Source organism: Streptomyces paromomycinus (assembly GCF_003865155.1).
GTDB classification, from domain to species: domain Bacteria; phylum Actinomycetota; class Actinomycetes; order Streptomycetales; family Streptomycetaceae; genus Streptomyces; species Streptomyces chrestomyceticus.
Genome location: NZ_BHZD01000001.1, coordinates 1471615 through 1497427 on the forward strand (window position 1 = coordinate 1471615; position 25813 = coordinate 1497427).

At 74.2% G+C, this 25813-nt stretch carries 23 protein-coding genes; 17 read left to right on the forward strand and 6 right to left on the reverse strand.

The genetic code is table 11. The annotated features are described in order from the left end of the window. Positions 1-39: 39 nt before the first annotated feature. The 3 genes from OEIGOIKO_RS05650 to OEIGOIKO_RS05660 all read left to right on the forward strand — a co-directional run bounded on the left by OEIGOIKO_RS05650 (position 40) and on the right by OEIGOIKO_RS05660 (position 3671). Positions 40-1875 carry an FUSC family protein gene (locus OEIGOIKO_RS05650; protein WP_125052411.1) on the forward strand — a complete coding sequence of 612 codons (1836 nt, stop codon included), beginning with the start codon at positions 40-42 and terminating at the stop codon, positions 1873-1875. A gap of 238 nt (positions 1876-2113) precedes the next feature. Beyond that, positions 2114-2620 carry a MarR family winged helix-turn-helix transcriptional regulator gene (locus OEIGOIKO_RS05655; protein WP_125052413.1) on the forward strand — a complete coding sequence of 169 codons (507 nt, stop codon included), beginning with the start codon at positions 2114-2116 and terminating at the stop codon, positions 2618-2620. A gap of 316 nt (positions 2621-2936) precedes the next feature. Continuing rightward, a complete protein-coding gene (locus OEIGOIKO_RS05660) occupies positions 2937-3671 on the forward strand; it encodes a class I SAM-dependent methyltransferase (RefSeq protein WP_125052415.1) in 735 nt (244 codons plus the stop codon). 41 nt (positions 3672-3712) lie between these two features. Here OEIGOIKO_RS05660 and OEIGOIKO_RS05665 read toward each other — a convergent pair whose 3' ends face one another. Beyond that, positions 3713-4855, reverse strand: a complete 1143-nt coding sequence (locus tag OEIGOIKO_RS05665) for a WD40/YVTN/BNR-like repeat-containing protein (RefSeq protein WP_125058472.1) — start codon at positions 4853-4855, stop codon at positions 3713-3715. Positions 4856-5040: 185 nt separating this feature from the next. On the opposite strand from OEIGOIKO_RS05665, the gene OEIGOIKO_RS05670 reads away from it, so the two are divergent. Continuing rightward, positions 5041-5355 carry a GNAT family N-acetyltransferase gene (locus OEIGOIKO_RS05670; protein ID WP_031002494.1) on the forward strand — a complete coding sequence of 105 codons (315 nt, stop codon included), beginning with the start codon at positions 5041-5043 and terminating at the stop codon, positions 5353-5355. 13 nt (positions 5356-5368) lie between these two features. Here the strand turns inward: OEIGOIKO_RS05670 and OEIGOIKO_RS05675 are convergent, their stop codons facing one another. Then, on the reverse strand, positions 5369-6934 hold the full coding sequence (locus OEIGOIKO_RS05675) for a sigma factor (protein ID WP_125052417.1): 1566 nt from the start codon (positions 6932-6934) through the stop codon (positions 5369-5371). 278 nt (positions 6935-7212) lie between these two features. On the opposite strand from OEIGOIKO_RS05675, the gene ssgD (OEIGOIKO_RS05680) reads away from it, so the two are divergent. After that, complete coding sequence (ssgD, locus tag OEIGOIKO_RS05680) at positions 7213-7626, forward strand: spore wall synthesis regulator SsgD (RefSeq protein ID WP_125052419.1); 414 nt, start codon at positions 7213-7215, stop codon at positions 7624-7626. A 24-nt stretch (positions 7627-7650) separates the two neighbouring features. Here ssgD (OEIGOIKO_RS05680) and OEIGOIKO_RS43730 read toward each other — a convergent pair whose 3' ends face one another. Beyond that, entirely contained in the window at positions 7651-7851 is a 201-nt protein-coding gene (locus OEIGOIKO_RS43730) for a hypothetical protein (RefSeq protein WP_307721216.1), read from the reverse strand. A 199-nt stretch (positions 7852-8050) separates the two neighbouring features. Between OEIGOIKO_RS43730 and OEIGOIKO_RS05690 the strand changes: the two genes are divergently transcribed. Further along, entirely contained in the window at positions 8051-9019 is a 969-nt protein-coding gene (locus OEIGOIKO_RS05690) for an aldo/keto reductase (RefSeq protein ID WP_125052421.1), read from the forward strand. A gap of 126 nt (positions 9020-9145) precedes the next feature. Next, positions 9146-10306: an acyltransferase family protein gene (locus OEIGOIKO_RS05695; RefSeq protein WP_170251571.1), complete on the forward strand. Its 1161-nt coding sequence runs from the start codon at positions 9146-9148 to the stop codon at positions 10304-10306. A 48-nt stretch (positions 10307-10354) separates the two neighbouring features. Here OEIGOIKO_RS05695 and OEIGOIKO_RS05700 read toward each other — a convergent pair whose 3' ends face one another. Continuing rightward, positions 10355-10984 carry a TetR/AcrR family transcriptional regulator gene (locus OEIGOIKO_RS05700; RefSeq protein ID WP_125052425.1) on the reverse strand — a complete coding sequence of 210 codons (630 nt, stop codon included), beginning with the start codon at positions 10982-10984 and terminating at the stop codon, positions 10355-10357. A 102-nt stretch (positions 10985-11086) separates the two neighbouring features. Between OEIGOIKO_RS05700 and OEIGOIKO_RS05705 the strand changes: the two genes are divergently transcribed. The 3 genes from OEIGOIKO_RS05705 to ssgD (OEIGOIKO_RS05715) all read left to right on the forward strand — a co-directional run bounded on the left by OEIGOIKO_RS05705 (position 11087) and on the right by ssgD (OEIGOIKO_RS05715) (position 13704). Beyond that, complete coding sequence (locus tag OEIGOIKO_RS05705) at positions 11087-11605, forward strand: PH domain-containing protein (RefSeq protein ID WP_125052427.1); 519 nt, start codon at positions 11087-11089, stop codon at positions 11603-11605. After that, positions 11602-13140, forward strand: coding sequence for a PH domain-containing protein (locus tag OEIGOIKO_RS05710; RefSeq protein ID WP_125052429.1), 1539 nt, complete (start codon positions 11602-11604; stop codon positions 13138-13140). Before OEIGOIKO_RS05705 ends, OEIGOIKO_RS05710 begins: the two co-directional genes overlap by 4 nt. Positions 13141-13296: 156 nt before the next feature. Further along, positions 13297-13704 (forward strand): spore wall synthesis regulator SsgD, encoded by a 408-nt coding sequence (ssgD, locus tag OEIGOIKO_RS05715; protein WP_125058473.1) that lies wholly within the window; start codon positions 13297-13299, stop codon positions 13702-13704. Positions 13705-13817: 113 nt separating this feature from the next. Here ssgD (OEIGOIKO_RS05715) and OEIGOIKO_RS05720 read toward each other — a convergent pair whose 3' ends face one another. Continuing rightward, entirely contained in the window at positions 13818-14570 is a 753-nt protein-coding gene (locus tag OEIGOIKO_RS05720; RefSeq protein WP_125052431.1) for a polysaccharide deacetylase family protein, read from the reverse strand. A 190-nt stretch (positions 14571-14760) separates the two neighbouring features. Here OEIGOIKO_RS05720 and OEIGOIKO_RS05725 point away from each other — a divergent pair, with 190 nt between their 5' ends. From OEIGOIKO_RS05725 to OEIGOIKO_RS05745, 5 genes are all read left to right on the forward strand, one after another. Continuing rightward, on the forward strand, positions 14761-15471 hold the full coding sequence (locus OEIGOIKO_RS05725; RefSeq protein WP_125052433.1) for a response regulator transcription factor: 711 nt from the start codon (positions 14761-14763) through the stop codon (positions 15469-15471). Continuing rightward, positions 15468-17123, forward strand: a complete 1656-nt coding sequence (locus tag OEIGOIKO_RS05730) for a sensor histidine kinase (protein WP_246177219.1) — start codon at positions 15468-15470, stop codon at positions 17121-17123. The genes OEIGOIKO_RS05725 and OEIGOIKO_RS05730 overlap by 4 nt, the downstream gene beginning before the upstream one ends. Then, positions 17120-17716 (forward strand): GerMN domain-containing protein, encoded by a 597-nt coding sequence (locus OEIGOIKO_RS05735; protein ID WP_125052435.1) that lies wholly within the window; start codon positions 17120-17122, stop codon positions 17714-17716. Before OEIGOIKO_RS05730 ends, OEIGOIKO_RS05735 begins: the two co-directional genes overlap by 4 nt. Before the next feature lie 260 nt (positions 17717-17976). Next, positions 17977-19677 carry a CocE/NonD family hydrolase gene (locus OEIGOIKO_RS05740; RefSeq protein ID WP_125052437.1) on the forward strand — a complete coding sequence of 567 codons (1701 nt, stop codon included), beginning with the start codon at positions 17977-17979 and terminating at the stop codon, positions 19675-19677. A 92-nt stretch (positions 19678-19769) separates the two neighbouring features. Next, the gene (locus OEIGOIKO_RS05745; RefSeq protein ID WP_125052439.1) at positions 19770-20168 is read left to right on the forward strand and encodes a VOC family protein; all 399 of its coding nucleotides are present in this window, start codon (positions 19770-19772) and stop codon (positions 20166-20168) included. A gap of 21 nt (positions 20169-20189) precedes the next feature. Here the strand turns inward: OEIGOIKO_RS05745 and OEIGOIKO_RS05750 are convergent, their stop codons facing one another. Beyond that, positions 20190-21452, reverse strand: a complete 1263-nt coding sequence (locus OEIGOIKO_RS05750) for a DUF4185 domain-containing protein (protein WP_125052441.1) — start codon at positions 21450-21452, stop codon at positions 20190-20192. A gap of 242 nt (positions 21453-21694) precedes the next feature. Between OEIGOIKO_RS05750 and OEIGOIKO_RS05755 the strand changes: the two genes are divergently transcribed. After that, positions 21695-23584 carry a methylmalonyl-CoA mutase family protein gene (locus tag OEIGOIKO_RS05755; RefSeq protein WP_125052443.1) on the forward strand — a complete coding sequence of 630 codons (1890 nt, stop codon included), beginning with the start codon at positions 21695-21697 and terminating at the stop codon, positions 23582-23584. Next, positions 23584-25806: a methylmalonyl-CoA mutase gene (gene scpA / locus OEIGOIKO_RS05760; RefSeq protein ID WP_125052445.1), complete on the forward strand. Its 2223-nt coding sequence runs from the start codon at positions 23584-23586 to the stop codon at positions 25804-25806. Before OEIGOIKO_RS05755 ends, scpA begins: the two co-directional genes overlap by 1 nt. Positions 25807-25813 lie beyond the last annotated feature (7 nt).

Genomic DNA, 25813 nt, shown 5'->3' on the forward strand with positions numbered 1-25813 from the left:
CGAATCCTTTACGAGTAAAACACCTGTTAAGCTTTTGGTATGGGGAAACACGCCAGACCGACGGGAAAGCAGGCAACGGCCCTCTCCGGGAGCGCCGGCGCGGTCCGCGCGCGCCCGCTGCCCCTCAGGAGCACGGTCCTGCTGCGCCGCCCTGTGGACATCTGGCACAAGCCCGCGCTCAGCGCGGTCGTCGCCCTCGGCATCCCCGAGTTCGTCCTGTTCGCGCTGGGCCGTCTGGACCTGGTCCTGTACACCTCGGCCGGCGCGATGTGCGCCCTGTACGCGCACGGCCTGCCGTACGCGGCCCGCGCGCGCACGCTGGCATGGGTGGTGCTCGGCATGGTCGCCAGCCTCGGTGCCGCCCTGACCGCCGCCTCACTCACCACGTCGGTCCCGCTGCTCGTCCTGCTCGCCTCACTGGTCGCAGCCGTACACAAGACGGTCTGCGACGCGACACGGGTCGGGCCGCCGGGAAACCTGATCTTCACCTTCATCTCGGCGTCCGCCTTCTTCGTGCCGCAGCGGATCGGCCAGGTGCCCTTTCATCTGTCCTTGGCCCTGGGCGCCGGCGCGCTCGCCTGGCTGGTGTGCATGGCCCCCGCGCTGCTCCGGCCGCGCGGGCCGGAGCGCATCGCCACGGCGCGGGCCCTGGAGGCCGCCGCCGCACTGCTGCGCACCGGCCCGGAGCCCGGCGGCTCCCCCGCCGCACCGGACCGCGCGCGGCACGCCACCGCCGCCGCCGTGAACGCCGCCTGGCACACGCTCTTCCAGGTCCCGGGCCGCACCCCTGCCGCGGCCGCCGACCGTTCGGGGCTGGAGCGGCTGCTAGTACGGGCCGAGTCGGCCCTCGCCGCGAAGAAGGCCGACGAGGAGGAGGCGGAGCGCTGCACGGCGTGGGCGCGCGATCTGCGGCGGGGCCGGGCGCTGCCGGAGGTCGCGCTCACCGGAGCACAGGCCGGTGAGCTGGCCGGGGTCGCCGCGGAACACGCGGACCGTGAAGGGAGCGTTCACCACGCACGGGCCGCGGGCCTGGAGCCGCGCCGCCCCGCGCCCGGCCACCCGCACGGCTTCCGCGCCGTGCTCCACCGTCTGGCGCCCGGCTCGCCGCTGCTGCCCATCGGCGCCCGGGTGGCCGCCGGCTGCGCGCTGGCGGGCTGGGGCTCGATGGCAGTCGGTGTCGGCCACCCGTACTGGGCCGTGGTCACCGCGGCCTCCATCTACCAGGCCAACACCACCCTCTCGTGGCAGCGGGCCTTGCAACGCACCATCGGCAACCTCCTCGGGCTGCTGCTCTTCACCGCGCTGCTGCCGGTCATCCACACCGGCCACCTCGCGATGATCCTGCTGGCGCTCACCTTCCAGTTCTGCGCGGAGGCGAGCATCACCCGCAACTACTGGCTCGGGTCGGTCTGGGTCACCCCGATGGCCCTGCTGCTGACCGAGTTCGGCAGCCACCTGCCCGCCCGGACGCTGGTCACCGACCGCTGGACCGACACCGTCGTGGGCGCGGCCGTGGGCCTGGCCTGCTGCGTCCTGGTCACCAACCGCCGCGCCGCCGACCGCATCGAAGCGGCACTGGACCGGGTGGCGGCCGCCGAGGCCGCCGCGCTCCGGCTGCTGGACGGCGACGGCGATCCGGAGGCGGAACGGGTACGGGCGGAGGGGCTCCGGGGCGACGACGCGCGCGAGACGGGCTGGGCGCGCGACCGCCTGGCCGCGGGCCTGGTCGAGCTGCGGGAAGCGGTGGAGGTGTCGGCCGGCGAGTGGTGGCAGCGCGCCGTCCCCGAGGAGCGCGTCGCCCTGGCCGAGCGGCAGGGGCACCGCACGCTGGCCCGGCTCGTCCGCCGGCTGTCCGCTCCGGCGCTGGCCGCGTAGCCGTGCACCCCACGTCCCCGTGCCCCCACGCAGCCGCGTGCCGCTCCCCCGCCGTCCGGCCCGTACCTGGTCCGGCCCGTCCCCGTACCCGTGCCGCCCCGCCCTGCCGCCGGAAGCGGCACCAGGCAGAATTGGCCGGGCGCGGCGCGGCGCGGGGCCCGTACGGCGGTCCGCGGCACGCCGTGCGCGAATCAGGACGCCGACGGGGGCCGGGAGAGCCCGGGAAGTAGAGGTGCGCGTGACCGAGGACATCGTCGCGGGGGTGCTGCGGCAGTGGCAGCAGGTCCACCCGGGGCTGGACACCGGCCCGATGGCGGTGATCGGACGGCTCAACCGCTGCTCCGCGCTGCTCCAGCAGGCCGCCGACGCGCCGCTGCGCCGGGAGGGCCTGACCCGCCCGGAGTTCGACATCCTCGGGACGCTGCGGCGGATGGACCGCGAGCTGACGCCGGGCCGGATCGCGCGCGAGACGTTCGCCTCCGGGGCCGCGGTCACCAAGCGGGTACGGCAGTTGGAGACCCGCGGGCTGCTCGCGCGACGGCCCGACGAGCGGGACCGGCGGGTCTCGCACCTCTCGCTCACCGACGAGGGCCGGGCGGTCATCGACCGGCTGCTGCCCGAACAACTGCGCTACGAGGCCGGTCTGCTGGAGGGCATCGACGGCAGACGGCGGACCGAACTGTCCGAGGGGCTGGCCGAGTTGCTGGTCCTGCTGGAGGGGCGGCTCGGGAGCCTGCTGGACTGACGGCCGCGAGAGGGCGCAGGGGCGAGGGGCGGAGAAGCGAGGGGGACGCCGAGCGGCACACCGGCCGCGCGCTGTCCGTACGCCCGAGGACGCCACCCGTACGCCCTGCGCACCCCGGGCCTCCGCACGCCCTGCGCCTCACGGGCCCCGTACGCCGTCTGGGCAGGGCGAGTGGCGCACCGGCCGTTCGCCCGGTGCCTCCCCGGGAACGCCCGCCGACTGCGGAATGATGCGTTCCGCAGGCCGCGGGCCTCCCGGGCCCGCCCGTCCACCGCCCGCCCCGTCGCCCGGCGACCCGCAGCCCTGAGGCAGTGTCATGACTTCCCCCTTCGACGGTATGGCCGCGCTGCACGAGCGCAGCATCGACGAGCTGCCCTTCCGACGGCACATCGAAATGCCCTCCGTCCTCGCCGCGGCGGACGGCGTCGAGGGGCGGCGGGTCCTGGACCTCGGCTGCGGCACGGGGCACTACACCCGCTTCTTCGCCCGGAACGGGGCGGGCCGGGTGCTCGGTGTCGACCGGTCGCCCGGACTGATCGCGCACGCCCGGCACCGGGAGGAGGTGGAGCCCCTCGGCGTGTCGTACCGCGTTCTCGACACGGCGACCACCGACGCCCTCGACGGGGCGTTCGACGTGACCGTGGCCGTCTACGCGCTGTCCCACGCCGCCACTCCGGCGGCGCTCACCCGGCTGTGCGCCGCCGCCCGCGACACACTCGTCCCGGGCGGCCGCTTCGTGGCCGCCACGCTCAACCCGGACCTCGCGACGGTCCCGCACTACTACCGGCCCTACGGCTTCGACCTCACCGTGGCCGACGCCCACCTGCGGGACGGCGACCCCGTCGGGCTGCACGGCCGGGCCCAGGAGGAGACGTTCCAGGTGACTGCCTACTACTGGTCCCGCGAAGCGCACGAACGGGCCCTGACGGAGGCCGGTTTCACCGGCATCGCCTGGCAGCTGCCGCGCACCGCCGCCGAGGGCAGCGCGTCACTGTTCACGCGCTACCTGGCGGCGCCGCACGTCGTGGCGGTGTCGGCGCGGGTGCCCTGAGGCCGGGAACGACGGCCTCAGGGCACCCGTCCGCCGGTACGTCACGGCTCCAGGCGGGCGATGCGCCCGTCCTCCCCCGCCGCCCAGCAGCCGACGTCGGCGGAGCAGTCGACGGTGTCGTACGACTCGTCGTCGAAGGTGTGCCAGGACCGGCCGCCGTCGAGCGTGACGTCGCTGCCCGTCGGCCCGACGGCCAGGGCGACGCGCGTGGTGCGGGGGAACCAGGCCACACCGGACCGGTAGCGCTTCGGCGGCCGGGCGGCCGCCTGCCAGGACGCGCCGCCGTCCGCGCTCACCGCGGCGGCCTTGGGCGAGGGCCTGCCGCTGCGGTGGTCGCCGCCGACCGCGAGCCCGTGCGTACGGTCGCGGAAGGCCAGGCCGAAGACGCCGCGCGCCGGGTCGCCCGCCGGGACCGGCGTCTCGGAGACGGTCCAGCTGCGGCCGCGGTCCGGGGAGTACAGGACGCGGCTCTTCGCCGCGCCGCCGGTGGCGAACCACGCGTCGTACGCGCCGGAGCTGACCAGGCACTGGCCGCTGGCCGCGAAGGACGCCTCGCCGGGCTGGGCGGGCGGCATGCCGCGGGTGGGCAGCACCCGCCAGTTCCGGCCGCCGTCGGCGGTGGACAGGATGCGGTACGTGCCGTCGACGGGGTCGGCGAGCGCGATGCCGTGGCTGCTGTCGAAGAACGTCATGCAGTCGTAAAAGGCGCGCGGGTCGGTGTTGCGGAAGCTCTCCGTCCAGGTGGCGCCGCCGTCGTCCGTACGGAAGACCCGGGACGCCGCGCCCTCGCCGGCCGACAGCACCACGGCGTGCCGCGCGTCGAACGCCTCGATGTCGCGGAATTCCAGCTTCCCGGCGCCCGGCGGCGAGACGTCCCGCCAGTGGTCGCCGCCGTCGCGGGTGCGCAGCACGGTCCCGTTCGTGCCCGCGACCCAGGCGGTACTGCGGCTGACGGCGGCCAGGCCGCGGAAGCGCGCGTCGCTGTCGCTGTCCTTCTCGTCCCAGCCGCCGCCCAGCACCCCGGACACCGTCAGCGCCCCCGTGGCGGTCCGTGCGGCGGCGGACGGCTGTGCCGATACGGGAGCCGCGCCCGCGACGCCGATCACCGCGGCGCAGGCCACCGCCCACACTCCGCGCCCACGTCTCCCGCGCCCCGGCTGTCCTGGCTGTCCCGGCTTCCCCATGACCCTCATGACGCTGGAAGCTAGCCCAGCCGGGACGCCCCGTCCAGACATTCCCGTACGAGCCTGCGTACGCGTCTCGCCTCGCGCCGGCCCGGCACCGCTCCTACTGTGCTGAACAGGGGGTGCGCAAGCGTCCGGGGGGCGAAGCGGGAGGAGACGGCGATGGACCGGCAGGAGATCCGCTCATGAACGCGCCGGCCCCGGTGACGGTGACCGACGACCGCGCCGCGAACCGCTACGAGGCCAGGCTCGGCGGCGAAGTGGCGGGCGTGGCGGCCTATCTGCGCGCCGAAGGGCTCATCGCGCTCGTGCACACCGAGGTGGACCCGGTGTACGAGGGCAACGGCGTCGGTTCGGCGCTGACCCGGCACGCGCTGGACGCGGCGCGGGCGGACGGGCTGCGGGTGCTGGCCGTGTGCCCGTTCGTCGCGGGCTGGATGGCGCGGCACCCCGAGTACGGCGACCTCGCCTACGAGAACCGCAGCACGGTCACGGACTGAAGCCGCGGCGGCGTCAGCCGACACGGCAGACCCGGACCGGGCCCCAGCGCCAGATCCAGTGGCAGTGCTCGGGCGGGGTCGGGCCGGGAGTGGGGGTGGGCGTGAACGTCGGAGTGGGCGTGACCGTCGGAGTGGGCGTGACCGTCGGAAGCGGTGTGCGGGTGGGGGTGGGTACGGGGGTGGGCCGTGCCGTGGGGGTGGCGGTCGGTCCGGGCGTGGGGCTGCCGGTCGGTCCGGGCGTGGGGGTGGCGGTCGGTCCGGGCGTGGGGGTGGCGGTCGGTCCGGACGCCGTCGGGTCCGGAGCGGGGCCCGTCGCCGGTCCCGTGCGGGTCGGCGTGGGTGCGGGCGGCCCCGACGGCGCGGGAGCCGGCGAGGCGGCCGGCCCGCCCGCCCGGGGCGCCGGGGACGCGCCCGCCGTGCCGCGCTCCGCCGGTGCCGTCGGAGCGGCCGGAACGCCGGTGGGTACGGAGGTCGCCGACCGCTCCGCGGTGGCACCGGGCATCGTCCGGCCCGCGGCGTCGCCCGGCTGCGCGCCGCCCCCGGCCCCGTCCGGCGCCGCCGCCGTCCGCTCGGCCGTCGGCGCCGCTTCGCCGCCGGTCAGCGCGATGCCCGCGGCGACCGCCACCCCGGCGACCACTGCGACGCCGACGCCCGCGGCGGTGGCGGCCACCGGCCCGGCCTGCCCGACCTGGCCGCGCAGCAGATGCCGTACGGATCTCTGAACCGCGGTGAGCGCATTCTGCACGGACGCGGCCGCGCCGCTCCCGGCCGCGTGGGCGCCTCCGGCCGCGGCGGCCCCGGCCCCCGCGAGCGGCAGCAGGAACTTCGCCGAACCGCCCGCCAGCAGCACCAGCAGCGCGGGGCCGGTGAGCGCGGGCAGCCGGTCGTTGGCCCGGGTGAGCAGCGCCATCCGGGCCCGGCAGTCGGGGCAGTCCGCGAGGTGGCCCGTGACCCCGTCGGCCTGTTTCACGGTGGCCTCGCCCCGTACGTACGCGGGCATCCGCTGCCAGTGCACCTCGCACGCCGGGTCGTCCGGGGCGCCGGGCACCGAGCCGAGGAACGCCTGCCGCATGCCCTCCCTGGCCCGGTGCAGCAGCACGGCCGTCGCGCCCTTGCCCGCCCCGATCGCCTTGCCGACCGCCTCCAGCGGCTGGTCCTCGGCCTCCGCCAGCCACAGCGCCGTCACCCAGCGCTGCGGGAGCCGTCCCATGACGCGGGCGAGCAGATCGACGTAGGCGACGCGCTGCGCCGGGTCGGCGTGCTCGGCCGCCGGACCGGTGCCGGGCCACACCTGGCCGTCCTCGGGGTCCTGCGGTATCTCCCGGGCGTTGGCCGCGCCGACGGCCGAGGCGAGGTGGCGGACGGTGGTGCGGAGGTAGGCCGGGACGTTGTCGATGCGGTGCCCGGACCGGATGCGGCGCCAGACCCGGAAGTGCGCTTCCGCGACGAGGTCCTCGGCGAGCCAGGCGCTGGTCGTCAGCGACCGTGCGTAGGCGACCAGGCGCGGGTGCTCACGCTCGTAGAGCCGGGTGTAGTCGTCCGCAGCCGACGCCGGGGACCCTGAGGATGCTTCGGACATGAACGGCCAACCCCTGACGTGTCACCCCCCAGCGCCGGAGCTTGCGCCGCGCCTCTGGCCGGGCGCCCTGGTCCGGTCACAGGCTCTCAATCGCGGGCAGACCCATTCCGGTTCTGACGGCCTTGCTTGGATTGCGCAAGCGTAAGGAGCACATATCGCCACGATCAAAGTTCGTGACGCACCTCACGCGGCGATTCGGTGCACTGGCGTAATACGCGGCGCGTCCTACGGGTCGTAGAGGCAGAGACCCGTCCGCACGAGCACCCAGGGAGCCGGCGATGCCCCACGTCATCGACCAAGCCGTACACGCCCGACTGATCGCGACCGTGCCCCGGTCGCGGAAGGTCCCCGCCCGGCTGCGCTACGACAGCCAGGACCCGCTGGCGGTGCACGTCGTCTTCCCGCCGGTGGCGTCGCTGGACGGGGCGGAGGTCGGGTGGACCTTCGCGCGCGACCTGCTGGCGGACGGCCTGCGGGAGCCGTCCGGCCAGGGTGACGTGCACATCTGGCCGTGCGGCCCGGACCACACGATGCTGGAGTTCCACACCGCCGACGGCCTGGCCATGGTGCAGTTCCCGGCCCGTGACCTGCGCCGGTTCCTGATGCGGTCGTACGGCGTGGTGCCCCTGGGCGCCGAGGCCCGCCACCTCGACGTCGAGGGCGACCTCGCGGCCCTGCTGCGCGAGGCGTAGACCGCCGGGAGCGGCCGTCCTGCCTCAGTCACGCCCGAGCAGGGTGTTCAGCTCGCCGTGTGCCAGACCGTCCGCCAGCGTGCCGTACGTGCCGGTGGTCAGCAGTCCGCGGGCCGCGGCGCGCACCAGGGCGTGCGCAGCCTGCGCGATGCCCGAGCCGGCACTGACCCGGGCGGCGCCCGGCGCGCCGAGTTCGGCGACGGTCGGCGCGCCGGGGCCCGCCATCACGTTCGACGGGAGGGCAATGCCCGCGGCCGGTTCCCGTACGGTCGCGGGGGTCCACGACCCCTGGCACGAAGACGCCGTCCGCTCCTGCCTCCCCACGGACGGACGCCCGCTCCAGCGTCCCGCTTGACTTCAAGTGCGCTTCAACAGGAAGAGTGATCGGCGAAACGATCCAGCACTCGTCCCGAGGAGCCCCGTCATGCGCACCACCACGCTCGGCAGCACCGGACCGGAGATCGGCGTCGTCGGCCTCGGCTGCATGGGCATGACTCATGCCTACGACCCGGACGGCCGCGACGAGGCGACCTCCGTCGACGTGCTCCGGCAGGCGGTCGACCTCGGGTCGACGCTCATCGACACCGCCGACGTCTACGGCCCGTACACCAACGAGGAACTGGTGGGCCGGGCGCTGGCGGGCGGGTACCGGGAGCGGGTGGTGCTGGCCACGAAGGTCGGGCTGGAGAGCTCGCCGGACAAGCCGGGCGATCACACCGCGCTGGTGCGCAACGGCCGCCCCGAGCACATCCGCCGCTCCATCGACGCGAGCCTGCGCCGCCTCGGCACCGATCACGTGGACCTCTACCAGCTGCACCGGGTGGACCCGGACGTGCCGGTCGAGGAGAGCTGGGGCGCGCTGGCCGAGGCCGTCCAGGCGGGCAAGGCCCGGCACATCGGTCTGTCGGAGACGACCGTCGAGGAGATCCGGCGCGCGCAGGCCGTGCACCCGGTCGCCTCCGTGCAGTCCGAACTGTCGCTGTGGACCCGTGAGGCGCTGGACGAGGTCGTGCCGTACTGCGAGGCGCAGGGCATCGCCTTCCTGCCGTTCTCGCCGCTCGGCCGCGGCTTCCTGACCGGCGGCATCACCTCCTTCGACGAGCTGCCGCGTAACGACTTCCGCCGCCGCCTGCCGCGCTTCCAGCAGGACGCGCTCAAGGCCAACCTGGAGCTGGTGGGCAAGGTCCGCGCCATCGCCGGGCAGCACGGCGCCTCCCCCGCGCAGGTCGCCCTCGCGTGGGTGCTCGCCCAGGGGCGGTACGTCGTCCCGATCCCCGGCACCAAGACCCCGAAGTACCTGGCGGACAACGTCGGCGCGGCGGACCTCGTCCTGCCGCCCGCCGCCCTGGCGGAGCTGGACGCCCTGCCTGCGGCCGAGGGCACCCGTTACTGAGGCCGCCCTCCGGCGCCGCGGACGCGTTCACTCGTTCGGGTCGCACCACCGCTCCGTCGGTGCCCGGGCGGCACCGACGTGGGCATGTTCCCGGCAGGGACGGTGGCGGAGGGGCCGGGGAGGGACATGGTGGAGACGGGGCAACGGCTGCCGTCGTTGACGGGCCTGCGGTTCTTCCTGGCCGCCTCGGTGCTGGCGACCCACCTCTTCATCGACGCGGCGTTCTTCGCCGACCCCGGTCTGCGTACGGCGGTGCTTCCGCTGGATCCCCTCGCGGCCTGCGCGGTCAGCGGCTTTTTCGTCCTGTCCGGGTTCGTGCTGGCCTGGACGCACCGGCCGGGCGAACCGGCCGGTGCGTTCTGGCGCCGCCGCCTGTGGCGCATCGGCCCCGCACATGCGCTGGGCTGGCTGGGGGCGGTGGCATTCGCCGTCCTGGCCGCGGACTCCGCGCTCCCGAACGGCCTGCCGCTGCACTGCGGACCGGGATTCAGCGCGGTCAGCCTCCTTCTCCTCCAGGGCTGGGCCCCGCACCTGGCACTGAACGCGTGCTTCAACTCTCCCTCGTGGTCCATCTCCTGCGAGGTGTTCTTCTACGCGCTGTTCCCCTTGCTGATCGCCGCGGCGCGCCGTCTCCCTGCCAGGCGTCTCGGAGCGGTCTGGACGGTCCTGGCGGTCGCCGTCCTGTCACTGCCCCTGCCCGCCCTGGCGGTCGGCGGCCCCGTTCTCGGCAGGGACATCCCCTTGTCGGCCGAGAGCGTCTGGCTGTGCTACTTCTTCCCTCCGGCGCGGCTGGCGGAATTCGCGCTCGGCATCGTCACCGCACGCCTGCTCCGCGCCGGCCGGTGGCCGCGGGTGCCGCGCACCGTGCTCCTGCTGTCCTGCGCTGCGGCCGCCGCTCTGACCCCGTTCCTTCCGGCGCCGTTCCGCTTCGGGGCCCTCGGAGCCGTGCCCCTGACCCTGCTGATCGCCCACTTGGCGCGTGCCGACGCCGAGGGCCGGTCCGGCCTGGCGGCCCGCCCGGCCCTGATCAGGCTGGGCGAAGCCTCGTACGCCCTGTACATCCTCCACTGGCCCCTGCTGCTGACCGTCCGGCAGCTGCTGGGGGAGGACCGCGCCTTCGGCGTTCCCGCCGGGCTGGTTCTTGTCACGGCCTGTGCCCTCCTGGCGCAGGGCACGGCCCTGCTGGCACACCGGTTCGTCGAACGGCCGTTGGCCCAGCGCTTCTCCCGCCGACACAGCCCGGCGCCCGCGCCCCCTGGTGAACCGGCCGGGGCGCCTTCCACCTGACGGGGATGCACACCTGACGGGGATGCACATCGGCGCCGTACCGCATCGCTACTCGCAGGTACGGGCGTCGCTCCGCCCCGGCCCGTCGAACAGCTGGTCCAGCTGCATGTCCAAAAGCTGGACGGCCTTCTCGGGGGTGTGGACGTCCAGCAGGATGTACGTCGAGAGTCCGTCGACCAGGCTGATCAGCACCATCGCCTCGTCGTCGGCGTCCCGGCCGGGGCGCACCTCGCCGCGTTCCGTCGCCTGCCGCAGCTGATCGGCGAAGAAGCCCCGCAGCTGGGGGATGCCGTCGCGGATGTCGGTGCGCAGGGCGGGGTCGTGGACGGCCCGGTGGAAGTGGGCCACGCCCACCAGGAAGCCGATGCGGCTCTGCTCGTCCAGGGGCAGCATCCCCGTCAGGCAGGCGCGCAGGATGTCGCGCGGGGTGGGCTCGCCGTCCAGCGCTTCGATGCGGGCGCGGATGCGCTGCTGGGCCAGGGTCTCGATGTGGCGGAGCGCGAAGACGAGCATCTCGTCCTTGGTGCGGAAGTAGTGCTGGAGCCGCCCGAGGGAGATGCCCGCCTCGGCGGCGACGTCCCGCAGGCTCGCGCCCTCCAGGCCCCGGGTGCTCGCGATCCGCCACAGCGCCTGGGAGATCTCCCGGCGCCGCGCTTCGTGGTCCACCTTCTTCGGCACGTGACCGTGGCCTCGCCTTCTTTTTACAAGTCGCTCGTACCGTTATAACGTACCGCTACTCAATACACGTGACTTGCCAAAGCCGAAGAACGGGGAACCCTCATGTCCGCACCCGCCACTCCCCTGCTGCGGCCGCCCCGCAACCGGGTCGATCCCCGCGCCCGCCGCTGGTGGACCGTCCAGGCGCTGCTGACGGTCAGCGGTCCGGCGCTGCTCACCGCGCTCGCCCTGGCAATCTGCTCGGTGCTGTTCTTCCCCGGCGCCCTGCCCTGGCTCGCGCCGCTCCTGCTGGTCGCGCTGGTCCTGCCGGCGCTCGGCTACGCGCTGGTCATGCCGCGGTGGCGGTACTCCGTGCACGCCTGGGAGCTGGGCGGCCGCGCGGTGTACGCGGCGAGCGGCTGGTTCCGGCAGACGCGGCGGATCGCGCCGCTGTCGCGGGTGCAGACCGTGGACACCGTGCGCGGCCCGGTACAGCAGCGGTTCGGGCTCGCGACGGTCACCGTCACCACCGCCTCCACCGCGGGCGACGTGAAGATAGCCGGGCTGTCCGACGCGGACGCCGAGGAGCTGTCGCGGCGCATCGGCGAGGCCGCGCAGGCCGTGCCGGGTGATGCCGCATGACCACCACCACGCCTGCCGTCACCGGCGCGCCGCCCCGGTGGCACCGGCTGGACCGGCGCACCCTCCTGGTGCACTGCGGCTGGCTGGCCGCCCCGCTGGGCTCGTTCGCGCTGACCGCGCTGGCCACCGGCGGCCGGATCGGGGCCGGTGCCTGGATCACGCTGGCCGCGATCGCGGCGAGCTTCGCGGTCCTGACCGCGATCGGGTCGGTCCGCTGGGCGCGTACGGACTACCGCGTCACCCACGACTCCTTCGAGGTACGCAGCGGGGTGCTGACCCGGCGGCTGAAGTCCGTGCCGCTGCACCGCATCCGTACGGTGGATCTGACGGCCTCACCGCTGCACCGGCTGCTCGGCGTCACCGTCCTGCGGGCCGGTACCGCGGGCTCGGCGGACGGCGGCGGCGAACTTTCGCTGGAGGCGCTGACGGCGGCCGACGCGGAGCGGCTGCGGACCGTACTGCTCGCCCGCGCCGGTGTCCGGGCGACGGACGAGGACCCGGTCGTCTCCCGTATCAACTGGCGCTGGCTGCGCTACGCGCCGCTCACCTTCTGGGTGATCGGCGGGGTCTTCGCCGCGGCCGGCGGCGTCTACCGCGTCCTGGACGGCGCCGGTATCGAGCCGTGGAAGCTGAGCATCGTGCGCGGCGCGTTCGACGAGTTCGGCGCCCGCGCGCTCTGGGTGACGATTCCGCTCGCGCTGCTGGCCGTCGTCGCTCTCGGCACGATCGGCGCGCTCGTTCTCTACGTCGAGGACTGGTGGAAGTTCCGCCTCGAATGGACCGACGCGCGCACGCTGCGGGTGCATCACGGCCTGCTCACCACCCGGTCGGTGACCATCGAGCGGGCCCGGCTGCGTGGCGTGGTCCTGCGCGAGCCGCTGCTGCTGCGGGCAGGGGGCGGGGCCACCGTCCGAGCGGTCGCGGGCGGTCTTGGCAACAAGGAGGAGAACCGCAAGCGCAGCGTGATCCTGCCGCCCGCACCGCGGGCCGAGGCAGTGCGCACCGCGTCGGGGACGCTCCGCGCCGGATTCCCGGACGCCGGTCTCCGCGGGCATCCGCGAGCGGCCCTGCGCCGCCGCCGGACGCGCGGGCTGCTCCTGGTGACGCTCCCGGGCACCCTCACCCTCGCGGTCCTGGGCGCTCTCCTGACTCCCGTACTGCTGCACTGCGCCTGGGTGTTCGCGCTGGTGTCGGTGCCGGTGGTGCTGTGGCTGGCCCGGGACGCGTACCGCAACCTGGGGCACGGGCTCGACGGGCGGTACCTGATCGCGCGTTCCGGCACGTTCAGCCGGGACACCGTGGTGCTCCAGCGCGAGGCGGTCGCGGCCTGGACGTTCTCCAGTACGCCGTTCAGCCGGCGGGCCGGTCTGGTCACTCTCACCGCCGCGGTCGCCGCGGGCGAGGACGGTTATCACCTACGCGACATTCCGGCGGCCGACGCTCCGGCCCTGGCGGCGGCCGCGGCACCCGGGATCCTGGAGGAGTTCTTGACCCACGGCCCCGCGGAGTCGCGCACCGGCCGGCACCGGAGCTGATCACAAACCCTTGTCAACCCACGCGTTACCCACCAACCATGACGACCTGGACATGACATAAATCACACCCCTGTCACGTGCACGGCTCGGGCGGGCACACCGTCCTACACGGTGAAAGCCACGTCCCGACCCGACATCCGCAAGGGAGCAGCCGCGGTGCAGAGTGTCATCGACCAAGCCGTCCAGGTACGTCTCATCGCGACCGCGCCCGGCTCCCGGACCGTGCCCGCGGTGCTGCACTACCACCCGGCCGACCCGCTCGCGGTGCGGATCACCTTCCCGCCGGAGATCTCGCTGGACGGCGCCGCGGTCGACTGGGCCTTCGCCCGCGAACTCCTCGCCGAGGGTCTGCAGGCCCCGGCGGGCACCGGTGACGTACGGGTGCGTCCGGTGGGCCGGGGCCGCACGGTGCTGGAGTTCCACGTCGAGGACGGCGTCGCGATGGTGCAGGTCGACACCGCCGACCTGCGCCGCTTCCTGGACCGTACGTACCAGGCCGTGCCCGCGGGCCGGGAGCTCCTCGACGTGGACCGGGGCCTCGCGGAACTGCTCGGCGACGTCTGAGGAGCGGCGCCCGGCCTCCGGCCCGCCCGGTGCCCGCACCCCGGCCCCCGGCCTGTCCGGCGCCCGGACCCCGGCCCCGTGTCCGGGGCCCCGACGCCGCTCCCCGTCACCCGTCAGCGCTTCGGGAACCCGAATCCGTAGCCCTGCTGCTTCATCCACGGCAGCAGCCGGTCCAGCGCCGCGACCGTCTGGCTGCGGTCGCCGCCGCCGTCGTGGAAGAGGACGGTCGGCCCGTTGCGCAGTTCCTTGCGCACCGTGCGCACGATCGCGTCGGTGCCCGGCCGCTCGAAGTCCTTGCTGTCCACGTTCCAGCCGAGCGGGCGCATCCCCCGCTCCGCCGCCAGCTTCCTGCTGTACGGGGTGAACGCGCCGCCCGGCGCCCGGTAGTAGTCGACCCGCGGGCCGCCGGCCGCCTTCTCGATCATCTGCTGCGCGTCGAGTATCTGCTTCGACTGGTACGCCTCGGGCCGGTGGTCCATGCCGGTGTTGTGGCTGATGGTGTGGTCGCAGAGCTTGTGGCCGGCCGCCGCCACCTGCTCGACCAGGTCCGGGTGGGCCGCGGCCTGCGGGCCGATCATGCAGAAGGTGGCCTTGACGTCGTACTTCTTGAGCGTGGCCAGCACCTTGGGGGTCCAGGCCGGGTCCGGGCCGTCGTCGATGGTGATGTTGAGGCTCTTGCCGGGCCGGTCGGAGGCGTGCACGATGCTCGGGTCGACCGGAGCGGGCTTGGCCTGTTCGGTGGTGCCCGCGTGCGCCTCGGAGGTGGCGCCGGACTGCCCGAAGGTCAGATAGCCGGCCACCCCGAGCGACGCCACCGCCACCGCGGCTCCCCCGATGATGCCGCTCCGCCTGACGTGCCGTGCCATTGCGAATCCCGTCCCTCACTGCCGTGCGCGGGCCACCGCGGACCCGGGTACGGAAGCCGTTGCCGGCGCCGTACGCTTCCCCCTGCGGTGCGCTCGCGCGATTACTGCCTTGCAATACGACAGATGCGAAGAATTGCGGTCAGGATCCGCCTGTTACCGATCCATCATGAAACTTATTGATACTGGTGCCATGCCCCGAGTACTTCTGATCGAGGACGACGCCGCCGTGCGCGACGGAGTCACCCTCGCGCTCCGCCGGCGCGGCCACGAGGTGGCGGCCGCGGCCAGCGGCGAGGACGGCCTGGACCTCCTGCCCGCCTTCCGCCCCGACATCGTGCTGCTGGACCTGATGCTCCCGGGCAAGGACGGCTTCGAGGTCTGCCGGCGCATCCGCGCCGACCGCCAGCTGCCGATCATCATGCTCACCGCCCGCGGCGACGACCTCGACGTGGTCCTCGGCCTGGAGGCGGGCGCCGACGACTACATCGTCAAGCCCGCGCGCGGCGAAGTACTGGAGGCCCGGATCCGCGCGGTGCTGCGGCGCACCGCGCTGCCCGCCGACGGGAGCGCCGCGGGGCCCGCCGAGCCCGGCCCGGCCCCCGTGGAGACCTACGGCGAACTGGCCGTCGACCGGGCCGGACTCGTCGTCTCCAAGGGCGGCACCGACCTCCCGCTGGCCCCGTCCGAGATGAAACTGCTGCTGTTCCTGTCCGCGACCCCCGGCCAGGTCTTCAGCCGCCAGCAGTTGCTGGAACACGTCTGGGAGCACAGCTATCACGGGGACGCGCGCCTGGTGGACGCGTGCGTGATGCGGCTGCGTACGAAGATCGAGGACACCCCGCGCTCCCCCCGGTACGTCCAGACCGTCCGCGGCTTCGGCTACCGTTTCGGCCCCCTGTGAAGCGTCCCTGGTCCGCCGGCCGCCCGCGCCGCACCGCGCTGACCCGCTCCCTGCCGCGCGGCCTGCGGGCCCGGCTCGTCGTCGCGTTCTTGCTGGTCGCCGCGGTCAGCGCGCTCACCACCGCGGCACTGACCTACCGCGAGGCCCGCAACGCCATCCTCCAGCGCTCGCAGGACACCGCGATCAAGGACCTGCGGGGGCAGGTCAACTCGCTGGCGCCCGACCTCGCCGTACCGCCGACCCGTGCGGACGTCGACGAGTTCAGCCGGCAGCTCGACCGCTCCGGCAAGGCCCGGGACTGGGACGTCTACGTCCAGTACAAGGGCCTCGCGGAGAACGACCGGAGCCAGCTGCGCAACCCCGTCGTCGTCCCCGCCGAGCTGCGCGAGTCCGTCGAGACCCGGCACGTGACGGCGTTCCAGCGGGTGGAACGGGACGGCGACCCCTGGCTGCTGATCGGCATGCCGGTGATGCAGTCGCAGACCGAGGCCCGTACGGCGTCCCCGCTGTCCGTCTACGCCCAGCTCCCGCTGCGCGCGGAAGAGGCCAACGTCGAGGCGCTGGTGAGCGCCGCGCAGCGGGGCGCCCTGCCGGTGCTCGGACTGGCCGTGGTCCCGGCGCTGCTCGCGGCCCGCGGTGTGCTGCGGCCGGTGCGCGGGCTGCGGCAGGCCGCCGGGCGGATCGCCGAGGGCAAGCTGGAGACCCGGCTGGAGGTCAAGGGCGCCGACGAGCTGGCCGACCTGTCCCGTACGTTCAACGACATGGCCGCCAAGCTGGAGGAGAGCGTCGCCGACCTGCGCCGGATGGAGGCCAACGCGCGGCGGTTCGCGGCCGACGTCTCGCACGAGCTGCGCACGCCGCTCGCCGCGATGACCGCCGTCACCGACGTGCTCGACGAGGACGCCGACGCCCTCGACCCCGACACCGCCTCCGCCGTCCGGCTGATCAGCCAGGAGACCGGAAAGCTGGCCCGGATGGTGGAGGACCTCATGGAGGTCTCGCGGTTCGACGCCGGGGCCGCCGCGCTGCACCTGGACGAGGTGGACGTCGCCGAGACGATCCGCAAGACGCTCCAGGCCAGGGCCTGGCAGGGCCGGGTGGGTACCGAACTGCCGGACGGCGTACGGGCGCGCCTGGACCCGCGGCGGCTGGACGTCGTCGTGGCCAACCTGGTCGGCAACGCGCTGCACCACGGCGGGGAGCCGGTACGGGTGCTGCTGCGGGCGCCGGAGCCGGGCGACGGCCGGCTGGTGATCCGGATCGTGGACAGCGGCCCCGGCATCGACCCCGAGGTGCTCCCGCACGTCTTCGACCGCTTCTACAAGGCGGACTCGGCGCGCGCCCGTTCCGAGGGCAGCGGGCTGGGCCTGGCGATCGCCATGGAGAACGTACGGCTGCACGGCGGGACCATGCAGGCCGCCAACTGTCCCGACGGCGGCGCGGTGTTCACCGTGGAACTGCCGCTGCCCGAGCAGGAGACGGGCACCGCCGCCGACGCTCCGGAGACAGCCGACGGCACCGGCCGGGTGCCCGCGGACGGTGCGGAGAACGGCCCCGCCGGTACGGACGGCGATCAGGACACGGCGGGCGGCGGTGACCACCCGGCGAAGAGCCAGGCGGCCGCACCGGCCGGGAAGGCGGACCAGACGTGAGCGTGCCGAACTCCGCGCGGACCCGGCCGACCCGGCGGATCATGCTGGGCGGCCTGCTGGCGGGCGTGCTGGGGGCCCTGTCGGCGGGCGCCCTCACCGGCTGCGGCATCGCGCCGACCGGGGTGATCGACGCGGGCGAGCCGGCCCACGGCCTCAAGGCGCCGGGCAAGCCCGCGCCCGACGTCCAGCTGTACTTCCTCGGCCCGACCGGCCTGCGTCCCGCGAGCCGCCCGGCGACCGCGCCGGTCGGCCCCGAGGAGGCGATCAACCTGCTGCTGAAGGGCCCCAACGACGCCGAGCGGCAGCGCGGCCTCACCAACGTGCTGCCCGTGCTCCCGGGGCCGGTCACCGCGGAGGCGGAGGACGGCCGGGTCACCGTCCACGTGCCCATGAACGCCAAACGGCTCGACACCCCGTCCGTGAGCCAGCTGGTGTGCACCGCCGCCAACGCCGCCGTACCCGGCGCCCGCAGTCCCTCGGAGGTCCTGGTGACCCTGGTGGGCAGCACTGTACGGGTCGGCCCGATGGTGTGCGGCGGCACCAACGCCTTCCCGTTCATCCAGCCCAGCCCGTCCAGCGCGCAGCCGGACTGACGCCGTTCCGGCTGCTTGCCCTACGATCGCTACCGGCAAGTAGGGTCGCCGGGCGGGACGTTGCGGCAGGTACCGGGAGGGCGGGCCCGGACGCCCGGCCGGTGCCGTGGAGCTTGGGCGCGTACATGCGCGATCCGGTCGAAAGCCGGACACTGGAGCACCCGGGGCGGCCTCCGGAGTCGCACGGAGCGTGACGCCGGTGACGCTCCGTAGCGTTCTTCGTCCGGGACGCCGGCCGGGACGGACGATGGGAGGCACCGATGGCGGAATCCATGCTGCGGGACCGGACCGGGCGGGCGTTCGGCCGCCTGGTCGACCGGTACCTGGACATGCCCGAGCCGGTCACACCCGACGTCGAGTGCGTACGGGATCTGCGTATCCCGATGCGGGACGGCACCGTACTGCTCGCCGACCGCTACCGGCCGCGCGGCGCCGGGCCGCTGCCGGTGGTGCTGCTGCGTACGCCGTACGGCAAGCACAAGCCCGACATCAAGCTGTTCGCGGGCGTGCTGGTGCGCCGGGGCTTCCAGGTGGTGGCGCAGAACGTACGCGGCGTCTTCGGCTCGGGCGGCGAGTTCCACGCCTTCGTGCACGAGAAGGACGACGGACTGGCGACCGCGGCCTGGCTGCGCGAGCGGGCCTGGTGCGACGGCCGGCTGGCCACCGCAGGTGCCAGCTACCTCGGGCACGCGGAGTGGGCGATCGGCCCGTACCTCGACCCGCCGCTGGAGGCGATGTGCCTGGGCATCACCACGTCCGACTTCCCCGCCGCCTTCTATCCGGGCGGTGTGCTGGCGCTGCACAACATGCTGGTGTGGTCCTCCGCGACGGGCACGCAGGAGGAGGCGCCGCTCGGCGGGCTGCTGCCCAATCCGCTCCAGACCCGCAGGGTGCAGCGCGCGATGCGGACGCTGCCCGTCGGCGAGTCCGACCTCGCGGCCATCGGGCGGCCCGAGCGTTTCCTGCGCGAGGTCAGTGCGCACGCGGAGCCGGGGGACGGTTTCTGGGCGCCGATCGACCACAGTTCCGCGGCGCTGCGGATGACCACGCCGACCAGCATGGTGACCGGCTGGTGGGACCTGTTCCTGCCGTACCAGCTGCGGGACTTCACCGAGCTGACCGCCGCCGGGCACCGCTCGCGGATCACGATCGGGCCGTGGGCCCACGACCGCGGCGCGCTGAAGGCGACGCTCACCGACCATGTGTCGTGGCTGAGCGCCCAGCTGGCCGGGGACACCACCCAGCTGCACCAGTCGCCGGTCCGGCTCTACCTCCAGCGGGCGGGCCGCTGGCTGGACTTCGACCGGTGGCCGCCGCCGCAGTCCGTCCCGACGCCGCTGCGGCTCCAGCCGTCCGGCGGACTCGACTGGGCGGAGCCGCCCGGCAGCTCCCCGGACCGGTTCACCTACGACGGCGCCGATCCGACCCCGTCGACCGGCGGCCCGCTGCTGCTGCCCGGCGAGATACGGCAGCAGGACAACACGGCCGTCGAACGGCGGCCCGACGTGCTGGTCTTCACCGGCCCGCCGCTGCCCCGCGACCTCGATCTGATCGGCCCGGTCTCGGCGGTGGTGCACGTCCGTACGGACTCCGGGTACGGCGATGTCTTCGTACGGCTCTGTGACGTGGACCGGGCGGGCGTCTCGCGCAACGTCACCGACGGCATCCTGCGGCTGCGCCCGGGCTCGCCGGCGGCGGACGCCGAAGGGGTGGTGGCGGCCCGGGTGGAGATGCACCCGACCGGCTACCGGTTCCTGCGCGGGCACCGCCTGCGGGTGCAGGTGGCGGGCGGGGCGTTCCCGCGGTTCGCGCGCCACCACGGGACGGGTGAACCGGCCGCGTCGGCCGTCGCCTGCCGGCCGGTCCGGTTCGAGGTCTTCCACGAGCCGGGCCGCCCGTCCGCCGTGGTGCTGCCGCTGATGACCGCGCCGGTCCCCCGCGGCGGGAGTGAACCGGCCTGACCGCGGTACTCGTCGTCCCGGCCCGCGCGCCGCGGGGCCGGCACCGCGGACGGTGCCCTGCCGAGGAGGGCCCACGGGGCCGAGGAGATGCCATGGGACTGGTCAAAGCCGCCGTGATCGTGCTCGACTGCGCGGACCCGGAGAAGCTGGCGGACTTCTACGCCGACTTGCTGGAGGGCGAGGTCCGCAGGGAACACCTGCCGGACCGGGTGGAGGTCGCTGTCAACGGCACCGTCATGTCCTTCCGCCGCGACCTGAACATGACGCCGCCGACCTGGCCGCGTCCGGACAGCTCGCTCCAGGCCCACCTGGACCTGCTGGTCGACGAAGGGGACATGGACGAGGCCGAGCGCAGGGCGGTCGGCCTGGGCGCGCGTCCGCTGGACACCAAGGACGACACCGGGCCCCGCGAGGTGCGGATCTACTCCGACCCGGCCGGGCACCCGTTCTCGCTGCGCTGCTCACTCCGGTCGGGGCCGAAGACCGACTGACCGCCGGGCCCGGCCGGAGTCTCATCCGCGGTGCAGGCGCAGCCTCAGGAAGCGCGGCCGGTACAGCTCGACGTCGCGGTTGACCTGCGCGACGGAAGGCGCGCCCGGCGGGCCCAGCCAGTTGACGTCGTAGCTGACCAGCAGCGCGCCGTCGGCCGTGAACTCCGGATGGGCCTGCGGGTTGTACACGGCGACGCGCTGCTGTCCGGTGGGGTCGGCCGGGCGGGGCGGGGTGATCCGCCCGGCCGGCCCGTGCCACGGCCCCTCGGCCGAACACGCCCAGTACGCGGTGACGGCCGACAGGCCGTCACCCGGCGGCCCGGGGTCGTCCATCGTCAGCAGCACCCAGGTCCCGCCGTCGCGTACGACGGTGAAGGCGCTGCCCACGCCGCGCCCCCGGCCCTCGCGGATCACGGGGACCGCCCGGCCGGCGTGCGGCTGCCAGTCCTGCCCGTCCCAGAACTGCCAGGTCCGGGCCTCCCCGAGCTGTCCGGTCGGCACCCGGGCGAGGTAGGCGTTCGAGCCCGCCCGGTCGGGCCCGTCGTCACCGCCGTAGACGTACGTCCACGCGCCGTCCCGCACGGACGCGGTGCCGTACAGCACCCGGTCCCCCGGATTCCGTACGGAGGTCTGGTCGACGGCCTGGGTGATGCTCTCCAGCCGCAGGTCCGGGAGGGAGAGGGTGGCGATCTCGGTCGCGCGGGGCACGCCGAAGACCCACGGGCCCCGGCCCGGCGCGCGGTTCCAGAGCAGCACCCGGACGACCTGTTCGGGTGATCCGGGCGTACGCGGTTCCACGTGTGCCTGCACCGGCCAGCGCCAGCCGTCCGGGGTGTCGGGGAAGAACGGTCCGGGGCCGGTGCCGGTGCTGCCGGTCAGGGTCCGCTCCAGGCGGCCCGCGCGGTCCATGACGACGAGGGAGTTGTGCGTCAGGGCGGGTTCGCGGCCGGTGTCGGCGGAGCGCCAGGGGTACGGCTGTCCGTGCGGGTTCGGCGGGGGCTGCACCCGGTCGAGGAAGGTGTCGGAGAAGATCCACAGGGTTCGGCCGTCGGGCAGCCGTACGGAGTGGGTGCCGTCGCCGCCGGTCCAGTCGTCCACGCGGAGGTTGTCGTTGCCGTACCGGGTGAACTCGCCGGTGAAGCGGGACTCGGCGGACCAGGAGCCGAGCGTCCGTCCGGTGCACGCCGGGCCCTTTGCGCCGGGGCGGGCGAGCAGCAGGGCCAGGCCGGCGATCAGGGCGAGCACCGCCGCCACGGCGGCGCCTCGCCTCACCGGCACGCGCATGTCCCTCCTCGTCACGACGACGGGCCGCCCACCGTACAGAACCGGTCATGCGGCGATCGCGAAACACCCCGACATGCCGAAAATGCGGCGATCCGTCCGCTCCATAGTGGCTACCCGCGAGTACAAACCTGCCCGGAAGGGCGATCGTAGAGCTTCCCAATGGAGCAATCCCAGGTCAACGAGTGCAAGGTCACAGCCCGATGCCCTGCTGCGGCTAACGACCGTTCGCCTAGCCTGCTGCCATGACCGCCCAGTCCCCCGAACTCCCTCTGGCCGCCGCGTTCCCCGACGCGGACCGTGAGCAGTGGCAGCGCCTGGTCGAAGGCGTGCTGCGCAAGTCGGGCGCCGCGGAGGCGACCGGCGCCGCCGCCGAAGACGCGCTCACCACCGCGCTCGAAGACGGCATCCGGGTCCGCCCGCTCTACACCGCCGAGGACGCGCCCGCCGCCGATGCCGCCGGCCGCCCCGGATTCCCGCCGTTCGTACGGGCCGGCCGCGCCACCGGCAGCACCGTCGCGGGCTGGGACGTCCGGCAGCGCCACACGGACACCGATGCGCGGCGCGCCAACGAGGCGGTCCTCGCCGACCTGGAGAACGGCGTCACCTCGCTGTGGCTGACCGTCGGGGACGGCGGAGTGCCCACGGCGGACCTGCCCGCCGCGCTCGACGGGGTCTACCTCGATCTGGCGGCCGTCGCCCTGGACGCCGGCGCGGACTTCGCGGCGGCGGCCGAGGCATGGTTCCGGCTCTGCGCCGCCAAGGGCGTGGCGCCGTCCGAGACGGCGGGCACCCTGGGCGCCGACCCGCTGGGCGTGGTGGCCAGGACCGGCCGCGCGGACGGCCTGGCCGGGCAGCTGGAGGCGGCGGCCGGGCTGGCTCGCCGGTGCGCCGACGAGGCGCCGCGCATGCGCGCGCTGGCCGTGGACGCGCTGCCGTACCACGAGGCGGGCGGCTCGACCGCCGAGGAGCTGGGCTGCTCGCTGGCGACCGGCGTGGCCTACCTGCGGGAGCTGACCGCGGCGGGCCTCGGCGTGGACGCCGCCTGCGCGCAGCTGGAGTTCCGGTACGCGGCGACCGCCGACCAGTTCCTGACGATCGCCAAGCTGCGGGCCGCCCGGCGGCTGTGGTCGCGGGTCGCCGAGGTGTGCGGGGCCTCCCCCGCCGCGCGGGCGCAGCGCCAGCACGCGGTCACCTCGACCGTCATGACGACCCGTCGGGACCCGTGGGTGAACATGCTGCGCACCACCGTGGCGGGCCTCTCCGCCGGGGTGGGCGGCGCGGACGCCGTCACCGTCCTGCCGTTCGACGCGGCGCTCGGCCTGCCGGACGCGTTCGCCCGCCGGATCGCGCGCAACACCCAGTCGATCCTGCTGGAGGAGTCGCACCTGTCGAAGGTGATCGACCCGGCGGGCGGCTCCTGGTACGTGGAGCGGCTGACCGACGAGCTGGCCCGCGCCGCGTGGGGCTGGTTCCAGGAGATCGAGACCGTGGGCGGGCAGGCCGCGGCGCTCGGCTCCGGGATGGTCGGCGAGCGGCTGGCGTCGACCTGGCGCAAGCGGTCCGAGGCCCTGGCCCACCGCCGCGAACCGGTCACCGGCGTCAGCGAGTTCCCGTTCCTCGCCGAGCCGCCGGTCGAGCGCGAGCCCGCGCCCGTACCGGTGGGCGGCGGGCTGCCGCGGGTGCGCCGGGACGAGGCGTACGAGGCGCTGCGTGCCCGCTCGGACGCGCACCTGGCGGCCACCGGCAGCCGCCCGAAGGCGTTCCTCGCGGCGCTGGGCCCGGCCGCGGTGCACACCGCGCGCGCCACCTTCGCGTCCAACCTCCTCCAGGCGGGCGGCGTCGAACCGGTGCACGACCCGGTCTCGGTGGACGCGGAGTCGGTGGCGGAGGCGTTCACGGCGAGCGGCGCGGGTATCGCCTGTCTGTGTTCGAGTGACGCGCTGTACGCCGAGCAGGCCGCCGGGGTCGCCGCGGCGCTCAAGGCCGCGGGCGCGCGGCAGGTGCTGCTGGCCGGGAAACCGGGCGAGCGGCGGGAAGCATATGAACGAGCCGGAGTGGACGCCTTCGTCTTCGCGGGCTGCGACGCGGTCGGGGTGCTGTCCTCGGCCCTGGATGTCATGGAGGTGGCGTGATGGAGCGCGCGACGGAGCAGGCGGGCGCCATCCCGGACTTCAGCACGGTCGAACTGGGCGAGCCGGCCCCCGAAGGCGACGGCGCCCAGTGGTCGGCGGCCGTCCAGGAGGCCACCGGCAAGGGCGTCGAGGACCTGGTGTGGGAGACGCCCGAGGGCATCGAGGTCAAGCCGCTGTACACCGGTGAGGACCTGGCCGGGCTGGACTTCCTGCGGACGTACCCGGGCATCACGCCCTACCTGCGCGGCCCGTACCCGACGATGTACGTCAACCAGCCCTGGACGATCCGCCAGTACGCGGGCTTCTCCACGGCCGAGGAGTCCAACGCGTTCTACCGGCGCAACCTGGCGGCCGGTCAGAAGGGCCTGTCGGTCGCGTTCGACCTGCCGACCCACCGCGGCTACGACAGCGACCACCCCCGGGTGACCGGTGACGTCGGCATGGCGGGCGTGGCCATCGACTCCCTCTACGACATGCGGCAGCTCTTCGCCGGCATCCCGCTGGACAAGATGACCGTCTCGATGACGATGAACGGCGCGGTGCTGCCCGTCCTCGCCCTGTACATCGTGGCCGCCGAGGAGCAGGGCGTACCGCCCGAGAAGCTGGCCGGGACCATCCAGAACGACATCCTCAAGGAGTTCATGGTCCGCAACACCTACATCTATCCGCCGCGCCCCTCGATGCGGATCATCTCCGACATCTTCGCGTACACCTCGCAGAAGATGCCGCGCTACAACTCCATCTCCATCTCCGGCTACCACATCCAGGAAGCGGGCGCGACGGCCGACCTGGAGCTGGCGTACACGCTCGCGGACGGTGTGGAGTACCTGAAGGCGGGCATCGACGCGGGGATGGACGTGGACGCCTTCGCGCCGCGGCTGTCCTTCTTCTGGGCGATCGGCATGAACTTCTTCATGGAGATCGCCAAGCTGCGGGCCGCCCGGCTGCTGTGGGCCAAACTGGTCCAGCGGTTCGACCCGAAGAACCCCAAGTCGCTGTCGCTGCGCACCCACTCGCAGACCTCCGGCTGGTCGCTGACCGCGCAGGACGTGTTCAACAACGTCACGCGGACGTGTGTGGAGGCGATGGCCGCGACACAGGGCCACACCCAGTCCCTGCACACCAACGCGCTGGACGAGGCCCTCGCCCTGCCCACCGACTTCTCCGCCCGTATCGCGCGCAACACCCAGCTCTTCCTCCAGCAGGAGTCGGGCACCTGCCGGGTCATCGACCCGTGGGGCGGCAGCGCGTACGTCGAGAAGCTGACCCACGACCTGGCGCGCCGGGCCTGGCAGCACATCGAGGAGGTCGAGGCGGCCGGCGGCATGGCCAAGGCCATCGACGCGGGCATCCCGAAGCTGCGCGTGGAGGAGGCCGCGGCCCGTACGCAGGCACGGATCGACTCGGGGCGGCAGGCGCTGATCGGCGTCAACAAGTACCGGGTGGACACCGACGAGCAGATCGACGTGCTGAAGGTCGACAACTCCGCCGTGCGCGCCCAGCAGATCGACAAGCTGCGGCGGCTGCGGGAGGAGCGCGACGAGGCGGCCTGCCAGGACGCGTTGCGCGCGCTGACCGCCGCCGCCGAGGCCGGTCCCGGGCAGGGCCTGGAGGGCAACCTGCTGGCGCTGGCCGTGAACGCGGCCCGTGCCATGGCGACCGTCGGTGAGATCTCCGACGCACTGGAGAAGGTCTACGGGCGCCACTCGGGCCAGATCCGTACGATCTCCGGTGTGTACCGAGACGAAGCGGGGCCGTCCTCCGGCGTGGACCGGACCCGGGACCTGGTGGCCGAGTTCGAGCAGGCCGAGGGGCGCCGGCCGCGCATCCTGGTCGCCAAGATGGGCCAGGACGGCCACGACCGCGGCCAGAAGGTGATCGCGACGGCCTTCGCCGACCTGGGCTTCGACGTGGACGTCGGCCCGCTGTTCCAGACGCCGGCCGAGGTCGCCCGGCAGGCGGTGGAGGCCGACGTGCACGTCGTGGGCGTCTCCTCGCTGGCCGCCGGACATCTGACGCTGGTGCCCGCGCTGCGCGAGGAGCTGGCGGCGCAGGACCGGGAGGACATCATGATCGTGGTGGGCGGGGTGATTCCGCCGGGCGACATCCCGGCGCTGCACGAGGCGGGCGCCGCGGCCGTCTTCCCGCCCGGTACGGTGATCCCGGATGCCGCGTACGACCTGGTCAAGGACCTCGCCGAGGCCCTCGGCCACGACCTGTGAGCCGCTA